The sequence below is a fragment of the Flavobacterium gelidicaeli genome (genome assembly GCF_013294005.1).
In the GTDB taxonomy this organism is placed as follows: domain Bacteria; phylum Bacteroidota; class Bacteroidia; order Flavobacteriales; family Flavobacteriaceae; genus Flavobacterium.
Map to the genome: position 1 here is coordinate 208,451 of NZ_JABSNK010000003.1, position 16,239 is coordinate 224,689.

Annotated in this window: 17 protein-coding genes; 11 read left to right on the top strand and 6 right to left on the bottom strand. The window is 30.9% G+C overall.

The genetic code is table 11. From position 1 onward, the window contains the following. Positions 1 to 118: 118 nt before the first annotated feature. The 8 genes from HNP99_RS05700 (at position 119) to HNP99_RS05735 (ending at position 8,089) form a co-directional block, all read left to right on the top strand. Complete coding sequence (locus tag HNP99_RS05700; protein WP_173852200.1) at positions 119 to 2,452, top strand: ATP-dependent helicase; 2,334 nt, start codon at positions 119 to 121, stop codon at positions 2,450 to 2,452. A 23-nt stretch (positions 2,453 to 2,475) separates the two neighbouring features. Beyond that, positions 2,476 to 3,231: an FG-GAP repeat domain-containing protein gene (locus HNP99_RS05705; protein ID WP_173852202.1), complete on the top strand. Its 756-nt coding sequence runs from the start codon at positions 2,476 to 2,478 to the stop codon at positions 3,229 to 3,231. 513 nt (positions 3,232 to 3,744) lie between these two features. Beyond that, a complete protein-coding gene (locus HNP99_RS05710) occupies positions 3,745 to 4,314 on the top strand; it encodes a hypothetical protein (RefSeq protein WP_173852204.1) in 570 nt (189 codons plus the stop codon). Between the two features lie 157 nt (positions 4,315 to 4,471). Further along, on the top strand, positions 4,472 to 5,062 hold the full coding sequence (locus tag HNP99_RS05715; protein ID WP_173852206.1) for a hypothetical protein: 591 nt from the start codon (positions 4,472 to 4,474) through the stop codon (positions 5,060 to 5,062). A 637-nt stretch (positions 5,063 to 5,699) separates the two neighbouring features. Continuing rightward, on the top strand, positions 5,700 to 5,924 hold the full coding sequence (locus tag HNP99_RS05720; protein ID WP_173852208.1) for a hypothetical protein: 225 nt from the start codon (positions 5,700 to 5,702) through the stop codon (positions 5,922 to 5,924). Between the two features lie 134 nt (positions 5,925 to 6,058). Continuing rightward, entirely contained in the window at positions 6,059 to 6,925 is an 867-nt protein-coding gene (locus HNP99_RS05725; protein WP_173852210.1) for a GIY-YIG nuclease family protein, read from the top strand. A gap of 165 nt (positions 6,926 to 7,090) precedes the next feature. Beyond that, positions 7,091 to 7,438, top strand: a complete 348-nt coding sequence (locus tag HNP99_RS05730; protein WP_173852212.1) for a TfoX/Sxy family protein — start codon at positions 7,091 to 7,093, stop codon at positions 7,436 to 7,438. Positions 7,439 to 7,468: 30 nt separating this feature from the next. Beyond that, entirely contained in the window at positions 7,469 to 8,089 is a 621-nt protein-coding gene (locus tag HNP99_RS05735; protein WP_173852214.1) for an L-threonylcarbamoyladenylate synthase, read from the top strand. A 406-nt stretch (positions 8,090 to 8,495) separates the two neighbouring features. Here the strand turns inward: HNP99_RS05735 and HNP99_RS05740 are convergent, their stop codons facing one another. The 3 genes from HNP99_RS05740 to HNP99_RS05750 all read right to left on the bottom strand — a co-directional run bounded on the left by HNP99_RS05740 (position 8,496) and on the right by HNP99_RS05750 (position 10,890). After that, positions 8,496 to 9,329 (bottom strand): OmpA/MotB family protein, encoded by an 834-nt coding sequence (locus tag HNP99_RS05740; RefSeq protein ID WP_173852216.1) that lies wholly within the window; start codon positions 9,327 to 9,329, stop codon positions 8,496 to 8,498. 73 nt (positions 9,330 to 9,402) lie between these two features. Further along, positions 9,403 to 10,392, bottom strand: a complete 990-nt coding sequence (locus HNP99_RS05745; RefSeq protein WP_173852218.1) for a glycosyltransferase family 2 protein — start codon at positions 10,390 to 10,392, stop codon at positions 9,403 to 9,405. Positions 10,393 to 10,428: 36 nt separating this feature from the next. Continuing rightward, a complete protein-coding gene (locus tag HNP99_RS05750; protein WP_173852220.1) occupies positions 10,429 to 10,890 on the bottom strand; it encodes a type I restriction enzyme HsdR N-terminal domain-containing protein in 462 nt (153 codons plus the stop codon). 294 nt (positions 10,891 to 11,184) lie between these two features. Here HNP99_RS05750 and holA point away from each other — a divergent pair, with 294 nt between their 5' ends. From holA to ettA, 3 genes are read left to right on the top strand one after another with little or no spacing between them, the layout of a single operon-like run. Continuing rightward, positions 11,185 to 12,189: a DNA polymerase III subunit delta gene (gene holA, locus HNP99_RS05755; protein WP_173852222.1), complete on the top strand. Its 1,005-nt coding sequence runs from the start codon at positions 11,185 to 11,187 to the stop codon at positions 12,187 to 12,189. Positions 12,190 to 12,234: 45 nt separating this feature from the next. After that, the gene (locus HNP99_RS05760) at positions 12,235 to 12,417 is read left to right on the top strand and encodes a CAL67264 family membrane protein (RefSeq protein WP_173852224.1); all 183 of its coding nucleotides are present in this window, start codon (positions 12,235 to 12,237) and stop codon (positions 12,415 to 12,417) included. A gap of 27 nt (positions 12,418 to 12,444) precedes the next feature. Then, positions 12,445 to 14,139: an energy-dependent translational throttle protein EttA gene (gene ettA / locus HNP99_RS05765; protein WP_173852226.1), complete on the top strand. Its 1,695-nt coding sequence runs from the start codon at positions 12,445 to 12,447 to the stop codon at positions 14,137 to 14,139. A gap of 52 nt (positions 14,140 to 14,191) precedes the next feature. Here the strand turns inward: ettA and HNP99_RS17770 are convergent, their stop codons facing one another. The 3 genes from HNP99_RS17770 to HNP99_RS05775 all read right to left on the bottom strand — a co-directional run bounded on the left by HNP99_RS17770 (position 14,192) and on the right by HNP99_RS05775 (position 15,987). Next, entirely contained in the window at positions 14,192 to 14,320 is a 129-nt protein-coding gene (locus HNP99_RS17770; RefSeq protein WP_255505328.1) for a hypothetical protein, read from the bottom strand. A 99-nt stretch (positions 14,321 to 14,419) separates the two neighbouring features. Continuing rightward, positions 14,420 to 15,277: a hypothetical protein gene (locus tag HNP99_RS05770; protein WP_173852228.1), complete on the bottom strand. Its 858-nt coding sequence runs from the start codon at positions 15,275 to 15,277 to the stop codon at positions 14,420 to 14,422. Then, complete coding sequence (locus tag HNP99_RS05775) at positions 15,277 to 15,987, bottom strand: hypothetical protein (RefSeq protein ID WP_173852230.1); 711 nt, start codon at positions 15,985 to 15,987, stop codon at positions 15,277 to 15,279. The genes HNP99_RS05770 and HNP99_RS05775 overlap by 1 nt, the downstream gene beginning before the upstream one ends. Positions 15,988 to 16,239 lie beyond the last annotated feature (252 nt).

Consider the following 16,239-nt stretch of genomic DNA (forward strand, 5'->3'; position numbering starts at 1 on the left):
TCGATACATAAAATAATAATTATTGTATTAAACGAACACTATTATGCCGTTAAAACTTCACTGCTTCCGATTGTATTAATTCTTAAATTCTTATTTTTGCATAAATAGAAAAAACTTCATGCAACAATATATATCCCAACTTAACGAAGCCCAGCGCGAACCCGTTTTACAAAAAGAAGGTCCAATGATCATTATTGCTGGTGCTGGCTCCGGAAAAACAAGGGTGCTTACCATACGAATTGCGTACTTAATGCAACAAGGAATTGATGCATTTAATATTTTATCGTTGACTTTTACTAATAAAGCAGCGCGTGAAATGAAAAAACGTATCTCAGACATTGTAGGTTCTGGCGAAGCTAAAAACCTTTGGATGGGAACTTTTCACTCGGTTTTTGCTCGAATTCTACGTTCAGAAGCAGATAAGCTTGGGTATCCTTCCAATTTTACTATTTATGATTCTCAGGATTCGCTTCGTGCCATTTCAGGAATTATCAAAGAAATGCAGTTGGATCGAGATGTGTACAAGCCAAAACAGGTTTTAGGACGCATCTCTAATTTTAAAAATAGCTTAATCACCGTAAAAGCTTATTTCAATGACAAAGAGCTGCAGGAGGCTGATGCAATGTCTAAAAAGCCACGTATGGGTGAGCTTTATGAGAAATACGTAGAGAAATGCTTCAAATCTGGTGCGATGGATTTTGATGATTTGTTATTAAAGACCAACGAACTGCTGACACGTTTTCCAGAGGTTTTAGCCAAGTATCAAAACCGTTTTCGTTACATCATGGTAGATGAGTACCAAGATACCAACCACTCCCAATATTTAATTGTACGTGCTTTATCAGATAAATTTCAAAATATTTGTGTTGTAGGTGATGATGCGCAAAGTATTTATGCTTTTAGAGGGGCAAATATTAATAATATTCTGAATTTCCAGAAGGATTATGAAGGCGTAAAAACATTTAAATTAGAGCAAAATTACCGTTCAACGCGTAATATTGTAGAAGCAGCAAATACCATTATTGATAAAAATAAAGTAAAGCTGGATAAGATTGTTTGGACAGCAAATGAATTTGGACCAAAAATAAAAGTGCACCGCAGCATGACTGATGCTGAAGAAGGACGTTTTGTTGCCAGCACCATTTTTGAACAAAAAATGCAACAGCAAATGACGAATGGTCAATTTGCAATTTTGTACCGTACCAATGCACAATCAAGAGCGATGGAGGATGCTTTGCGTAAGCGTGATATTCCGTACCGTATTTATGGAGGTTTGTCTTTTTATCAAAGAAAAGAAATCAAAGATGTCCTGTGTTATTTAAGGCTGGTTATCAATCCAAAAGATGAGGAAGCATTGATGCGTGTTATTAACTATCCCGCAAGAGGAATAGGGGATACCACCGTTGAAAAATTAGTCGTTGCTGCAAATCATTACAAGCGTTCTATATTTGAAGTCATGCAGAATATTGATAAGATTGATTTAAAACTAAACAATGGTACGAAACAGAAATTAAAAGATTTTGTCTTGATGATTTTGAGTTTTCAAGCCATTGATCAAAACCATGATGCCTTTTATGTAACAGATCATGTTTCTAAAAAAACAGGATTAGTTCAAGAGCTTAAAAAAGATGCTACTCCAGAGGGAATGGCTAAAATTCAAAATATAGAGGAGTTATTAAACGGTTTAAAAGATTTCACTGAGGGTCAAAAAGAAATTGATGGCGCTCGTGGTGCTTTGGCTGAATTTATGGAAGATGTGGCTTTGGCTACTGATTTAGATAAAGATACTAGTGATGAAGATCGTGTAGCGTTAATGACTATTCATCTTGCAAAAGGGCTAGAATTCCCTCATGTTTTTGTGGTAGGAATGGAAGAAGATTTGTTTCCGAGTGCGATGAGTATGAGTACCCGAAGTGAGTTAGAGGAAGAGCGTCGTTTGTTTTATGTAGCGCTAACACGTGCAGAACATCAGGCGTATTTAACGTACTCGCAGTCAAGATACCGCTGGGGAAAATTGACGGATAGTGAACCATCGCGTTTTATTGAGGAGATTGACGGACAGTTTTTAGAATACCTAACACCAGCCGAATCCAATTACCGATATAATTCGCCTATTGATAAGGATATCTTTGGGGATGTAGATAAATCTAAAATGCGTTTATCGAAACCGTCTAATGGTACTCCGCCTCAAAAAGCAGTAGGGAATGATCAAAAATTAGAAGCTTCAGTTAGAAAACTAAAACCGATGACCGGTAGCGGACCTGCATCAGGACCTAATTTATTTGATAATAACCTTGCCATGGGAAATATCGTGATGCACGAACGTTTTGGTAGAGGTCAAATTGTAAATATAGAAGGGGTAGGCGCTGATAAAAAAGCGGAAATTAAATTTGAAGTTGGCGGACTTAAAAAGTTGCTATTGCGTTTTGCAAAACTTGATGTTATTGGTTAATTGTAGGCAATAATCACCAAAAAATGAGAAACCATATTTATATATTTACATTATTAAGTTTTTTTGCATGTAAAACAGAAACTGAAAAAATTGAAAGTAGAGCCAAATCTAAAGTTAATGTTTCGGAAAATTTTTCATATGAAGAAGAGTTAAATAAAAGAAAAGAAAATACAACAAAAGACTCTGTTTTATTAAACGACATTCAATTTATTAATGATTCTATTCTGAAAGGAAAATTTAAATTAGATATTTCTAAATACAGTGATGAAAGCTCAAAAAATAAATGTTATCTAATAAGACTTAATAAGAATATTTTTAATGAGTTTTATAATGAAGGATTTGAATATATTGGTGATTTGAATGGTGATGGAAAAGAGGATTATGTTTTTGTTTTACCAGCTTTAAATTATTGTGAAGAAGGTGATTCATATTACTTTACAAATAATAACATCCCAAGAATATTAACAGATTCAAATTGTTGCCATCCGAATAATATAATAAATATTGGAGATATAGATGAAGATGGAAATATGGAAATTGCAGAATACTACTCATCTTGTGCAAGTAGATATAAAGCAATAACGATATATAGTTTAAAGAATTCTAAATGGAATGAGATTAAATCTTTTTCATTTGTTTTAAACGATAAATATTCAATCGAAAAAGATTTTAAAAAACTATTTAGAAAAACTTCTAAAAACCAACTTAAATATTATGAAATAAATGATGTGGATATCAAAAATGAATTAGTCGCTTCTTGGAAAAAAATAAAAATATAATAATTACTGCCTACAACAGCGGTTTGCATAAATGGCGAAATATGTGGTAAATTCACGTTTATCTTTCGCATGAAATTTTATCTTAGCCGGAAAATCTCGGTCACGAAGTTCACTACTTCATGAAGCCGCAAAACGTTAGCAGTAATTCCCCATTTCTATAAGTGGTTATAAAGGTTATAGTTTCCCTTTTTTTAAGAATAATATTGTATCAATTTCAGAAAATTCAACACAATCTACTATTTATAATTATATTTATGACAACGAAAATTATCCTACAGAAGTAAATGGTATTTCTATGGGAGAAACATTTAATTTTAATATAGAATATTACGAATAAAAGCCACTTCTAACAGCCATTTTTGATATAGCTGAAGTTTAGAGGAATTAAAGTAACAGATCAAGTTTTCTTATAACCGAAAATTGAAATGTTGCTAATTTCCAGTCATATCAAAGCAGTAAAATATTATTTCCTATTTAACTGCACAAGATAATTAAAATTTAAAAATATAAATTATGATAAAAGGATTTTTAGGATTTCTAATAGGAGTATTTGTTACGGTACTGACTCTACGATTTAAAGAACTCGTTAACAAAGAGATGTTTACTATCGATAATTTAAAAATTTTACTACCACTTTTGTTAGTAGTAATTACTGGAATAATCGCATTATACCAAATGAAGTCAAATATTTTCGTTTCTTACAGAATTAGATGGATTGAGAATTTTAAACTAAATCTAAGCGGATATATAAGTGAAACACATCTCGCTCTTTTTAGCTTACAAATTTATTCAAAGGATAAAGAAAACCGAAAGGCTTATTATGACAAATATTTTGAAGCAATAAATAAATCTGCAATGTACAGAAACAGAATTTTCCTTGATTTAGACACCAAAGATGATTTACAAGAAAAAATTTTATTGAATATTGTGGATGTAAATTCATTGTTAGATAAATTTGTAAACGAAGATTTAAGTAAAGATTTGGAACTTCAGATTTCTTTAAAACAAACTGAATTGGAAGCTCTAATTTTAAAATTATTAAATTCAGAGTTTGTTAAAAATAAAAATATTTTACATTTTTAAAAAAAAATTAACGGCACATAAAAGCGTTTTGCGAGATTATTAGAATTAACATTTTTTAACATATCTCCATCAAGTAAAAATAATATGTTTTAAAGAAAGTTCCATCCATCCTGTATCGCTAAGATGTAGTATCCATTTTGAAAAAAAAAACGAACAAATGAAGCCAAAATCTAAATCAGAATTAATAATAATAATTTCAATTTTTATATTTATTATCTTCTCATTTTTAATTGATATTAATAAATATCTTCCAGGTTTAAGTAGTCTCTTTCCATTTATTTTGATTTTCATTTTCATTTTTGACATTTACAAATCAAATAAATATCTAAAAAACATACCTATAAACGAAATCCGAATAAGAAGTAATAATGATAGTTATTATATTTTGCCATTTATTGGTGGCGTAATTTTTTGTTCAATATCTATAATTTTAATATTCATAGATGAAACTAAGATCATAGCAATTCTAACTTTCGTATCGGGAATAATTCTAATTTTTAAAGGATTAATATTTATACCAAGCGCCTTAATAAAAATGGAAAATGGCAATATATATTTTGAAAATGGTATAGTTACTAATAGACTTCAAATAGAAAAAATAGATAAAATTGTTTTTAACAAAAATAATATTGAATTTAAACTCAATGAAAATAAAAATTATTTTTTTTTACATCTTGAACTAAATCTAAAGGAAATTGAACTTACGAAAAAATTTTTAAGCGAAAATATAACGGCTAACATCATTTAAAAGAAAACCGATCTACCAACAGGCTTTACACAATAGTTATGAATTTAGTTGAATTAGCATTTTTTAATATATCTTCGTTTGGGTAGAAAGTAATTAACTCCTAATATTACCAGATCAACTGCTAATACTTAACTATAACTTTTAGATGAAATTTAATATATTTACTTTATTAAAATTAATACCAGTACTATTTATAAGTATAGGTTTTATTATTGTTATTATGATGATTAAAAATGATGTAAAAGTTATCTAAGCCTATGTAACATTAGGACTTTTTATTTCAGTACCAAGTTTTATTTTATATGGATTATGTTTTGGTTTTAAAGTGTCTGAAAAAACAATTAAAAAATAAAAAGAAAATCAAGAAAGCATTTATTTTGACAATAACGGAATTTTATATAATCTTCCGTTATTTAATACTACTCATTTCATTGATTGGAAAACAATTGAGACAGTAATTTATATAAACTATCAATCTGATGATAACGCAAAATTTATTTTTTACTTAATAAAACCAACTATTCAAACAATGAATCAAAATCCTATGTGGTTCAATAAAATATATCCTTTTTTTATTAAAAATAAAATTGAAGTTATAATTAAAGACGATTGTGAGAATTTTTACGAAATACCTAAAATGTTAGAAATTTATTTGGATAAAGTTAATCCAATTGATTTAGCAAAAGACTACAGAAAAGGAACTTTATTAACTTCAAAAAGTACGATAAAAAATAACACTGTGAAAATTGAGGAACTTTGGAAAGGAATTAATAATAATTCACGAGAAAAAGTTATTTTTGATAAACTTAATCGCAATTTTGAGCAAATAAATTTTAAAAAAAAAACAAATACACAACAATAATTTAGCATGATTGTCTATTTAGCGTAATTATCTTTTTTATCACTACCTTTTTTAATATTTGTAAATAGTTTACTACTAAGTTCTAGAACTTGCAAAACGACATAACGTAATTTTAGATAACATCGCGAAATGTAATGGAGAAAAATTTTATTAATAAACCTAGAATTGAAATTGATGATTTTGGTAAGTCAACCAAAATTACTTGGTCAGTAGTTGGAGGACATTTATATCCATATTGCCAAAATATGCCTTCACCAATTGGGGGTATCGTTTCTAATTCTGATACAGGTAAAGATTTAGTATTTTCTTTTGAGAATCATGATTGTAAAGATTTTTTAATTTTTTACGTTTCTCCTTCTAAAACATATAATTTATGTGTTTCAGATAAAGTTTTTTTTATGTTTGATAATGAAATAATAATTTCGTTTGAGATTACTAATGAAAAAGAGAGATCAAGATATGAAAGTTTTAATAAGATTAGAATACAAATAACTCAAAATGAACTTGAAATATTTGCTTACAATAAACTATTAAAATGGAAAATAGAATCTTTTAAAAAAAATAACTCAATTATCAGTGTTGCTAAAAATTTCTATTGGTATAAAAATGAAAATTATGCAACTGTTGTTCAGAATCTTGCTAAAGATTATAAAGAATTAGTAAAACAAAATATCAATAACTATCTACCATTGTTAATGCGAAATAACGATAATAATAGAAATGTTATTTATAAAGAAGAATGTTATGTTTATTTGATGATTGACACGACAAATAATTTTCACAAAATAGGCATTTCTAATAATCCAAAATATCGTGAGAAAACTTTACAGAGTGATAAACCAACAATTGAGCTTGTATGTAGTAAGTCATTTCCAAATAGAAAAACTGCTCAATTTTTAGAAAAGACTTTACACAAAGTTTATGACCATAACAGAGTTAGAGGAGAATGGTTTAGATTAGATTACTCTGAAGTACAAGAAGTGATAATTACTCTAAAATAGTGTTCTTAGTAACTAATAAAAAAAAATATTAAAACCAGATTTGTTTAAGAAATATATACCTAAATAAAGGGATGTTATTACTCAGTTTGCACTTATTGAAAAGCAAATTGTTTTTAAAATATATAACGTTATACAAATATTATTAAATCATTAATAACTTAAAAAATGCCTTATAACGAACTTTTATCGCTGCGTATAGAAAAAATTTTGATTGAAATGAATGTTGATTTTAAGCAAAAGAAAATGTTTGGAGGGAACACTTTTATGGTTAATGATAAAATGTGTTTCGGTATTATGCAGGAGGAGATAATGCTGCGGGTTATGGATGAATTTTACGAAACATTACTTGAGGAGAATCATGTTAAACCAATGGATTTTACTAAAAAAATTATAAAAGGGTTTTTATTTATCGAAAAAGAGGCTTTTAAAACGGATAATCAATTGCTGCGATGGATTAATTACGGACTCGATTTTAGCGAACGCGGCATCTTAAAACACAAAAAGAAAAAATAAAGGTTAACTTTGTAGTTAAATTAAAAGAAAATGGCACAATTTTTAAAAATATACGAAGACAAACCTAATGAAGCAGCTATTGCGAAAGTTGTTAAGGTTTTAAAAGATGGGGGATTAGTTATATATCCTACTGATACGGTTTATGGTCTAGGTTGTGATATCACTAATACCAAAGCATTAGAGCGTATTGCAAAAATAAAAGGGATCAAACTAGAGAAAGCTAATTTTTCCTTTGTATGCCACGATTTAAGCAATATATCTGACTATGTGAGGCAAATTGACACCGCTACTTTTAAAATTTTAAAGAGAGCCTTGCCTGGTCCTTATACCTTTATTTTACCTGGTAATAATAATTTACCAAAGGAATTCAAGAAGAAAACAACGGTAGGTATTCGTGTTCCAAATAATGCAATTGCTTTAGAAATAGTACGTCAATTAGGAAATCCTATTGTTTCAACTTCTATTCGCGATGATGATGATGTAATTGAGTATACTACAGATCCAGAGTTAATTTTTGAAAAGTGGCAAAATCAAGTAGACTTGGTTATTGATGGTGGTTATGGAGATAATGTTGGGTCAACTATCATTGATTTGTCTGGAGATGAGCCAGTTGTAGTTAGAGCAGGAAAAGGAGATATTGATATTATATAATTTATTGGCAAAATATTTGATTTTACTCTAATATTTTTTATATTAGCATAAGGATATACAATTTAAAAGTATGTTATTCTTAATTATATTTAATTGGTTATTAGAAAAAGATTAAGGATACATTAAAGCAGGTCGCAAGACCTGCTTTTTCTTTTTGGTGTAAGTCTTATGAAATAGCACTCAATTTTTTTTATCAGTAGTAATGATAAAAACAGTCTAAATTTATTTCAAATGGAATAGGTAACAATTGTTGCTTTTCGAGGTTCGCCCACTGTCAAAAAACGAATTACGACTATATTATATGGTTATTGGTATATTCTATTATTATAATTGATGTTCCTTTAATTGCATAAAAAAAGCGCCTCGAATATCGAGGCGCTTTTAATTATTCTAAAAGAATTAAAAACTATTTAGTTTGTTTTTTCATTTCTTTTTCAATCATTTCGTAGAATTGGTCAATTTTAGGTAAAACAACAATACGTGTTCTTCTATTACGTGCTCTGTTTTCAGCAGTATCATTATCAACTAATGGTACGTAAGAACTTCTACCCGCAGCGATAAGTTGTTCTGGTTTAACACCTAATTGGTTTGTTAAAACACGAATAATAGATGTAGAACGTTTCACACTTAAATCCCAGTTGTCAAGTAAAACACCACTTCCGTTATAAGGAACATTATCAGTATGACCTTCAACCATACATTCAAAATCTGGTTTGTCATTTACTACTTTAGCCACTTTAGCTAAAACACCTTTTGCTTTATCAGTTACTTCGTAGCTTCCTGATTTGAATAATAATTTATCAGCGATTGAGATAAAAACAACTCCTTTTTCAACGTTAATTTCGATGTCTGGGTCAGATATTCCAACAGCACTTTTTAAACTAGTAACAACAGCAAGTGTAACGCTGTCTTTTTTAGTTAATGCATCTTGCATTCTGCTTATTTTTAAATCTTTCTCTTTGATAGATTCTAAAGCTTTTTCGATATTTTCAGCACCTTTAGTAGTTAAAACAGTCATGTCTTTAGACGTACTAATAAGTGTTTGATTGTGCTCTCTTAATCCTGATACAGTAGCTGTAAGCCCTGCTTTCTCTTCTAAACAAGAATTTAACTTGACAGTAGCAGAATTTAATAAATCTTGAGTTTCTTTATTTTTTGCTTCTAGGTCAGCGTATTTCTTTTTAGAAACGCATGAACTTAAAAGTGCCATAACAGATAAGGCGATTACGATTTTTTTCATAAAATTTAATGTTTAGTTGAATTACAAATTTAGTTTTTAATGATTACATATTGGACATAAAGTTCTGTTAAAATTACTTAACAAATACCTTGCCAGCCTTTATGTAATAACTATAAACGATACTTTTAGTGCTATAGTACTTTTGGTGCTGGAAATCCCCTCTTTTTTTATAAGCTTTTGAGAATAAGGCGTGAAAATCAAAATGTGCTTTTAAAATGGCTGTGAAATGTTTCCATTTTCCTTTAAAAATAAATTGTATTCCTGCAACACCGTCAAGAACCATACGGGTAAAAAGTACCAAGTATAACTTTTCTTTGGGTAAATTTTTAGTCAACATTAATAGCGAATTTCTGAAATTGAGGTAGGTTTTCCTTGGATTGCCTTGTTGCAGCGTTGCGCCACCTACATGATATACCACAGATTGGTAATTGTATTTAATAGTATGTCCTTTATTTATAGCTCGCCAACATAAATCTATTTCTTCTTGGTGTGCAAAGAAATCAGCATCAAAACCCGCTAATTCTTTATAAACTTGGCTTCTAATAAAAAAGCAAGCTCCTGATGCCCAAAAAATTGTTCTATTATCGTTGTATTGACTTAAATCTTCTTCAAGTGTGTCAAAAATTCGTCCCCGACAATAGGGGTAGCCATATTTATCAATGAAACCGCCAGCAGCTCCAGCGTATTCAAAGTAATTCTTCTTTTTAAAATCTAAGATTTTTGGCTGAATTATTGCAGTTTTAGGTTCCTTTTCAAAAGTTTCCAGTATGGGCTGTAACCAATTCTTAGTTACCTCAATATCTGAATTTACTAAGGCATAAATTTGAGCATCAATATGTTGTAACGCTTCATTATAGCCTTGTGCAAAACCGTAATTAGCTTTGTTAATTACAATTTGTACTTCAGGATAAGTATTTTTTATAAACTCAATAGAAGTGTCTGTTGAAGCATTATCAGCGATATAAATAGTTGCTTCTGGTGAATAAGCAATTATAGATGGCAAAAACTGTTCTAAGAGTGAAACACCATTCCAATTAAGTATAACGACTGCGATTTTTTTCAAAATAAATATTTTATGTTTTTATAATCGTAAATGAATTTAAAGTACGGCTTTGGATTGACCAAAATCAGGTAAGTCTCGTAAGAATTCGTATTTTTCATTTTCATAATCCATTTGGCAAAAGTAATGATTCAATCCGTTGGTCACCATTAAATAATCGGCTTTCATAGTCATATTATAACGGGCGATTTGGTCAAAGGTAGCTTGAGCAATTTTAATTTCGGGGGCTTTACATTCAATAAGTACAAAAATAGAACCATCAGGATTAAAAACGACAACGTCATACCTTTTTCGCAAGCCGTTGACTTTTAAAACTTTTTCTACGTTTATCATTGATTTTGGATACTTTTTTTCTTCTAATAAAAAGAGTACTACATGTTGACGTACCCATTCTTCGGGTGTTAGAATGATAAATTTTTTCCTAATTTCATCAAAGATAGCCACTTTATTTTCGCTATTTTTGAATCGAAATGTATAAGAAGGAAAATTTAGTTTTTGCATAGCACAAAAATAATGTTTTTTTTGGGATAGGAACTGCATAATTAGCATACTCGCAGCATTTTTTAAATTTTGCAGTTTTGTATTTAAGTGGTTTTTAATCTAAAACGAATTGGTTTACCTAAATTCCCGCGTGAGGGATAGGAATAAGCTACCGAAGTAGCATGGATAGCCCGACAGCAGTGAAGAAAAGGGCTTTATAAGTACAAAGTGAGTGAAGCCCTTTTTTTTACTGGTGGCACGCCCAAATGGAACTTATAAAAAGATATGATTTTTTTTTAAATTGAAAGAATATAAATGGACGAAGTAATAAAAATTGTTAATGATATAAAGGCGGGTAATATAAAACCAATCTATTTTTTGATGGGTGAGGAGTCCTATTATATTGACAAATTATCAGATTATATTGAGAAAAACGTTTTGACTGAAGAGGAAAAAGGTTTTAATCAAACGGTTTTGTACGGTAGAGATGTATCAATTGAAGATATTGTCTCGACTGCAAAACGATATCCTATGATGGCAGATCGTCAAGTGGTTATTGTTAAGGAAGCGCAGGATTTAAGCCGTACTATTGATAAGTTAGAATCCTATGCTGAGAATCCTATGCCTAGCACCGTTCTTGTGTTTTGCTACAAGTACAAAACCTTAGATAAGCGTAAAAAAACAACCAAGCTACTTGCTAAAGCTGGGATTGTTTACGAAAGTAAAAAACTGTATGATAACCAAGTAGGGGACTGGATTAAACGTGTTCTGGCAGGTAAGAAATACAATATTGAACCCAAAGCTTCAGCAATGTTAGTGGAGTTTTTAGGTACTGACTTAAGTAAGATTAACAACGAACTTGAAAAATTACAAATTATTTTACCAAAGGGAAGCACGATTACTCCAAAGGATATTGAGGAGAACATTGGTTTTAGTAAAGATTTTAATGTTTTTGAGTTACGAAAAGCAATTGGTGAACGCAACCAATTAAAAGCATATACTATTGCGGATAATTTTGCTAACAACCCAAAGGATAATCCTATGGTGGTTACTACGAGTTTGGTTTTTAGTTTTTTTATCCAACTACTTAAATACCATGGGTTAAAAGATCGAAATCCTAAGAATGTAGCTGCAGTGTTAGGTGTTAGTCCGTTTTTCTTAAAAGATTACGATGTTGCTCTAAAGAATTACCCCATGAGAAAAGTAAGCCAAATTGTGGCTACATTACGGGATATAGACGTTAAGAGTAAAGGAGTTGGGGCACAATCGATGTCTAATTATGACCTTTTAAGAGAAATGCTCTACAAAATATTTAATTAACGATTAAAAATTAGCGATATTTGCATATTAAAAATAAAGCAAAATATGGGAATGAATAAGAATACCATTTTAGGATGGGCCACTTTAATTATGATATTGATGGGTTTGTTATTAATAGGTCTCGGTTTTTTTAGATATAGAGATGTATCTGGATGGGGTTTTGCCGCTACTGGAGTAGGGTTCTTAGCAAATGCATGGGTTTTTAGTTCGCTAAAAGGGAGATTGTAAATTATTTTAAATTTTAAATTATAAAAAATGTCAGACGATAAGAAAGTGATTTTCTCAATGTCAAAATTGAGTAAAACCTACACAGGAGCAGACAAACCAGTACTTAAGAATATTTATTTAAGCTTTTTCTATGGAGCTAAAATTGGTATTTTAGGTCTTAACGGATCAGGAAAGTCCTCTTTATTAAAAATTATAGCTGGAGTTGATAAAAATTACCAAGGTGATGTTGTTTTCGCACCAGGTTACACTGTAGGTTATTTAGAACAAGAACCTATTCTTGACGATAGCAAAACTGTAATCGAAATTGTACGTGAAGGTGTTGCCGAAACAATGCAAGTTCTAGAAGAATACAACAAAATCAACGACTTATTTGGTCTTGAAGAAAACTATTCTGACGCAGATAAGATGGACAAATTAATGGACCGTCAAGCCGCTTTACAAGATAAAATTGATGCATTAGGTGCTTGGGAAATTGACACCAAACTAGAGATTGCTATGGATGCATTGCGCACGCCAGATGGAGATACGCCTATCAAAAATCTTTCGGGTGGTGAGCGTCGTCGTGTGGCTCTATGTCGTTTGTTGTTGCAACAACCAGATGTATTGTTACTGGATGAGCCTACGAATCACTTGGATGCGGAGTCGGTTTTATGGTTAGAACAACATTTAGCTCAATATTCAGGAACAGTAATCGCGGTAACACACGATAGATATTTCCTTGATAACGTTGCAGGATGGATTTTAGAGTTAGATAGAGGAGAAGGTATTCCATGGAAAGGGAACTATTCTTCTTGGTTGGACCAAAAATCAAGCAGAATGGCTCTTGAAGAAAAAGTAGCTTCAAAACGTAGAAAAAACTTAGAACGTGAGCTGGACTGGGTTCGTCAAGGTGCCAAAGGACGTCAAACAAAACAAAAAGCGCGTTTACAAAACTATGATAAAATGCTTAATGAAGATCAAAAAGCATTAGATGAGAAATTAGAAATTTATATTCCTAATGGACCACGTTTAGGTACCAATGTAATTGAGGCAAAAGGAGTTTCTAAAGCGTATGGAGATAAATTATTATACGATAATTTAAACTTCACTTTACCACAAGCTGGAATCGTTGGAATCATCGGGCCCAACGGTGCGGGTAAATCGACTATTTTCAGAATGATAATGGGTGAAGAGAAACCAGATGCAGGTGAATTTGAAATTGGTGATACTGTAAAGATTGCCTATGTAGATCAAGCGCATTCTAATATTGATCCTAATAAATCAATCTGGGAAAACTTTTGTGATGGTCAAGAATTAATTATGATGGGTGGCCGTCAAGTGAATTCTCGTGCTTACTTAAGCCGTTTCAACTTTGGAGGAAGTGATCAAAACAAAAAAGTATCCACACTTTCTGGTGGAGAGCGTAACCGTTTGCACCTTGCAATGACTTTAAAAGAGGAAGGTAACGTATTATTACTGGATGAGCCTACCAATGACCTGGATATTAATACACTACGTGCATTAGAAGAAGGTTTGGATAACTTTGCTGGTTGTGCGGTAGTAATATCTCACGACAGATGGTTCTTAGATAGAATTTGTACGCACATTCTAGCCTTTGAAGGAAACTCTGATGTGTATTATTTTGAAGGTGGTTTCTCTGAATATGAAGAAAATAAGAAAAAACGTTTAGGTGGTGATTTAACTCCAAAACGTTTGAAATACAGAAAATTAATCAGAGGATAATTCCTTTAATTATGAAGCTAAAAAAAGGATATCCGTACTGGATATCCTTTTTTTATTTCTTCTTTTTATCGTTATTCATCATTAAAACTACTGCAGCTACTAAAGCTATAATTACTAACCCAAAGACAAAAACGATAATTATTGAACCATTATCCCAATTTATAAGTACTCCTTTTTTCATAATGTATAGATTTAAGTGTACAAAAGTAAAAATCAAGAGCTATAAAAAATATGATAAAAGTCAGTTTTTAGTGTGTATACAGATAAAAAGCTAATCTAATTACTGAATATCCAAAAATAAACCAGCGCTATAGGTAGGTGCTGCATAGGTAATTTTTCCAGATAGTATTTCAGTGTAATTCAAACTTACACCAAATTTAGTTGAAATATAGTAAGCTGCTTCTAAGCCTAGATTGGTATATTCGACATTATTTGCAAAAATCCCTTGGCCAGTTCCAACTAAGTTACCATTGTTAAACGAACGAACATTGCTAGATTTTAGCGCAATAAATACTTTATCATAAAATTTACTTCCAATTTCGCCTCCAAAATGATATTCATCAGAGAATCCATTATTTCTATTATTAAAACCAGAATATATTTTTCCATACCAATTATGGCCACTAACTTTAAAAGGAAATCCTAAATCTAATTGAAGTAACTGATTAAATTCTCCATCACCAGTTTGCAGACTACCATCAGTTCCTCCAGATTTTTTTCCTGTTGGTAATCCTAATTTTAAGGTTCCTGACAAGGCTATTATATCATTTTTTAAAATGCCGTAACGAACGCCCAAATCAATATCACCAATTGAATTTACTGCCTCACCGTCTGAAATTGTATTTCCCGTTTTACCAGAAACTTGCTTATTTTGATACACTCTAGCTAAAAGCGGTACATAGGCAATAAGGTCTATTTTATCACTAATTCCGTATTCACCATAAGCACTCACAACAAAATTTCCACGGGTAATATTAGGATCCTTTTCTTTCGCGCTTGTAAAATGCTCATCAGCTACTAGTGAACTTGCAGCTAGTTTATAATAGCCATTTCCTTTTCCTTTGTTCCATTGACCGTATGACATTTGCGTTATCATCACTAGTACAATTGCTATTTTTGTAAATTTATTGGTCATCATTATTTGTTTTTGATTATTGCTTCTCCCACTTTTATTTTAAAAGGCTCACACCAATGTGTCAAATAGCCATAATCATTAATTCCTACACCCATCACATCAAGCGTAAAAGCTCCATTGTAAGTAACTCCATCGGCATCACCTTGCGAATCAATTTTGAGTGCTCCGTTAATCACATTAGGATTGTTAGTTAAATACATTGCAAAACCGGGTAAGGACTGGTCTGCACGATAATTACTTGCAAACTTAATTCGGATACCTCCTGGAATTTCAGTGATTTCAAAGTCACCTGCAGAAGCGTAAGAGCTCGTTTTAGTAATACTTCCAATTTTTACATTGGCTACTGGAGTAGGAGTAACGCTGTTTTCAATAACTGTAACTGCAATAGTCGTTTCAATTGATTTACCCTCATAAAATGTCGAAATTACAATTTCAGCATCACCTTTGCTTATTGCATTAATCTTTTTGGTTGTATTATCTACGGTGATAACAGCCGTATTATTTGATTTTAAGCTAAAATCTACAGTTTGCTTTATACCTTGACTGTCAAAAAATAAGGCATCTAATACTAAAGATTGCCCAACAGCAAAATTTGAAAAATTAGTATTAATCCGGATGCTTTCGTCTATTTCATCATTAACAATATCTTCGCTAATACAGGAGCTCAGGCCTAAAAACAGACTAAGTATCCAAATCATTTTCATAACTTTCATAGTATATAATTTTAATGGTTTACTAATATAGTCGTCGCTTAATTCTAATCCTGACAAATAAAATTGATTTATTTTAGTAATAACAGTAAAATTTATACTTAATTAACAAATTATCTGTAATATGTTCGAACTAGAGCCTAATCCTGCTTTCTGCTATAGCCCTCTTTCATAAAGTTTTTTTACTAAGTCATAGCAGGAGCTTCCGCTGGTCGCTCTGCTATTCCTGTAAAAAATAACTTTTTTCAATCGGGG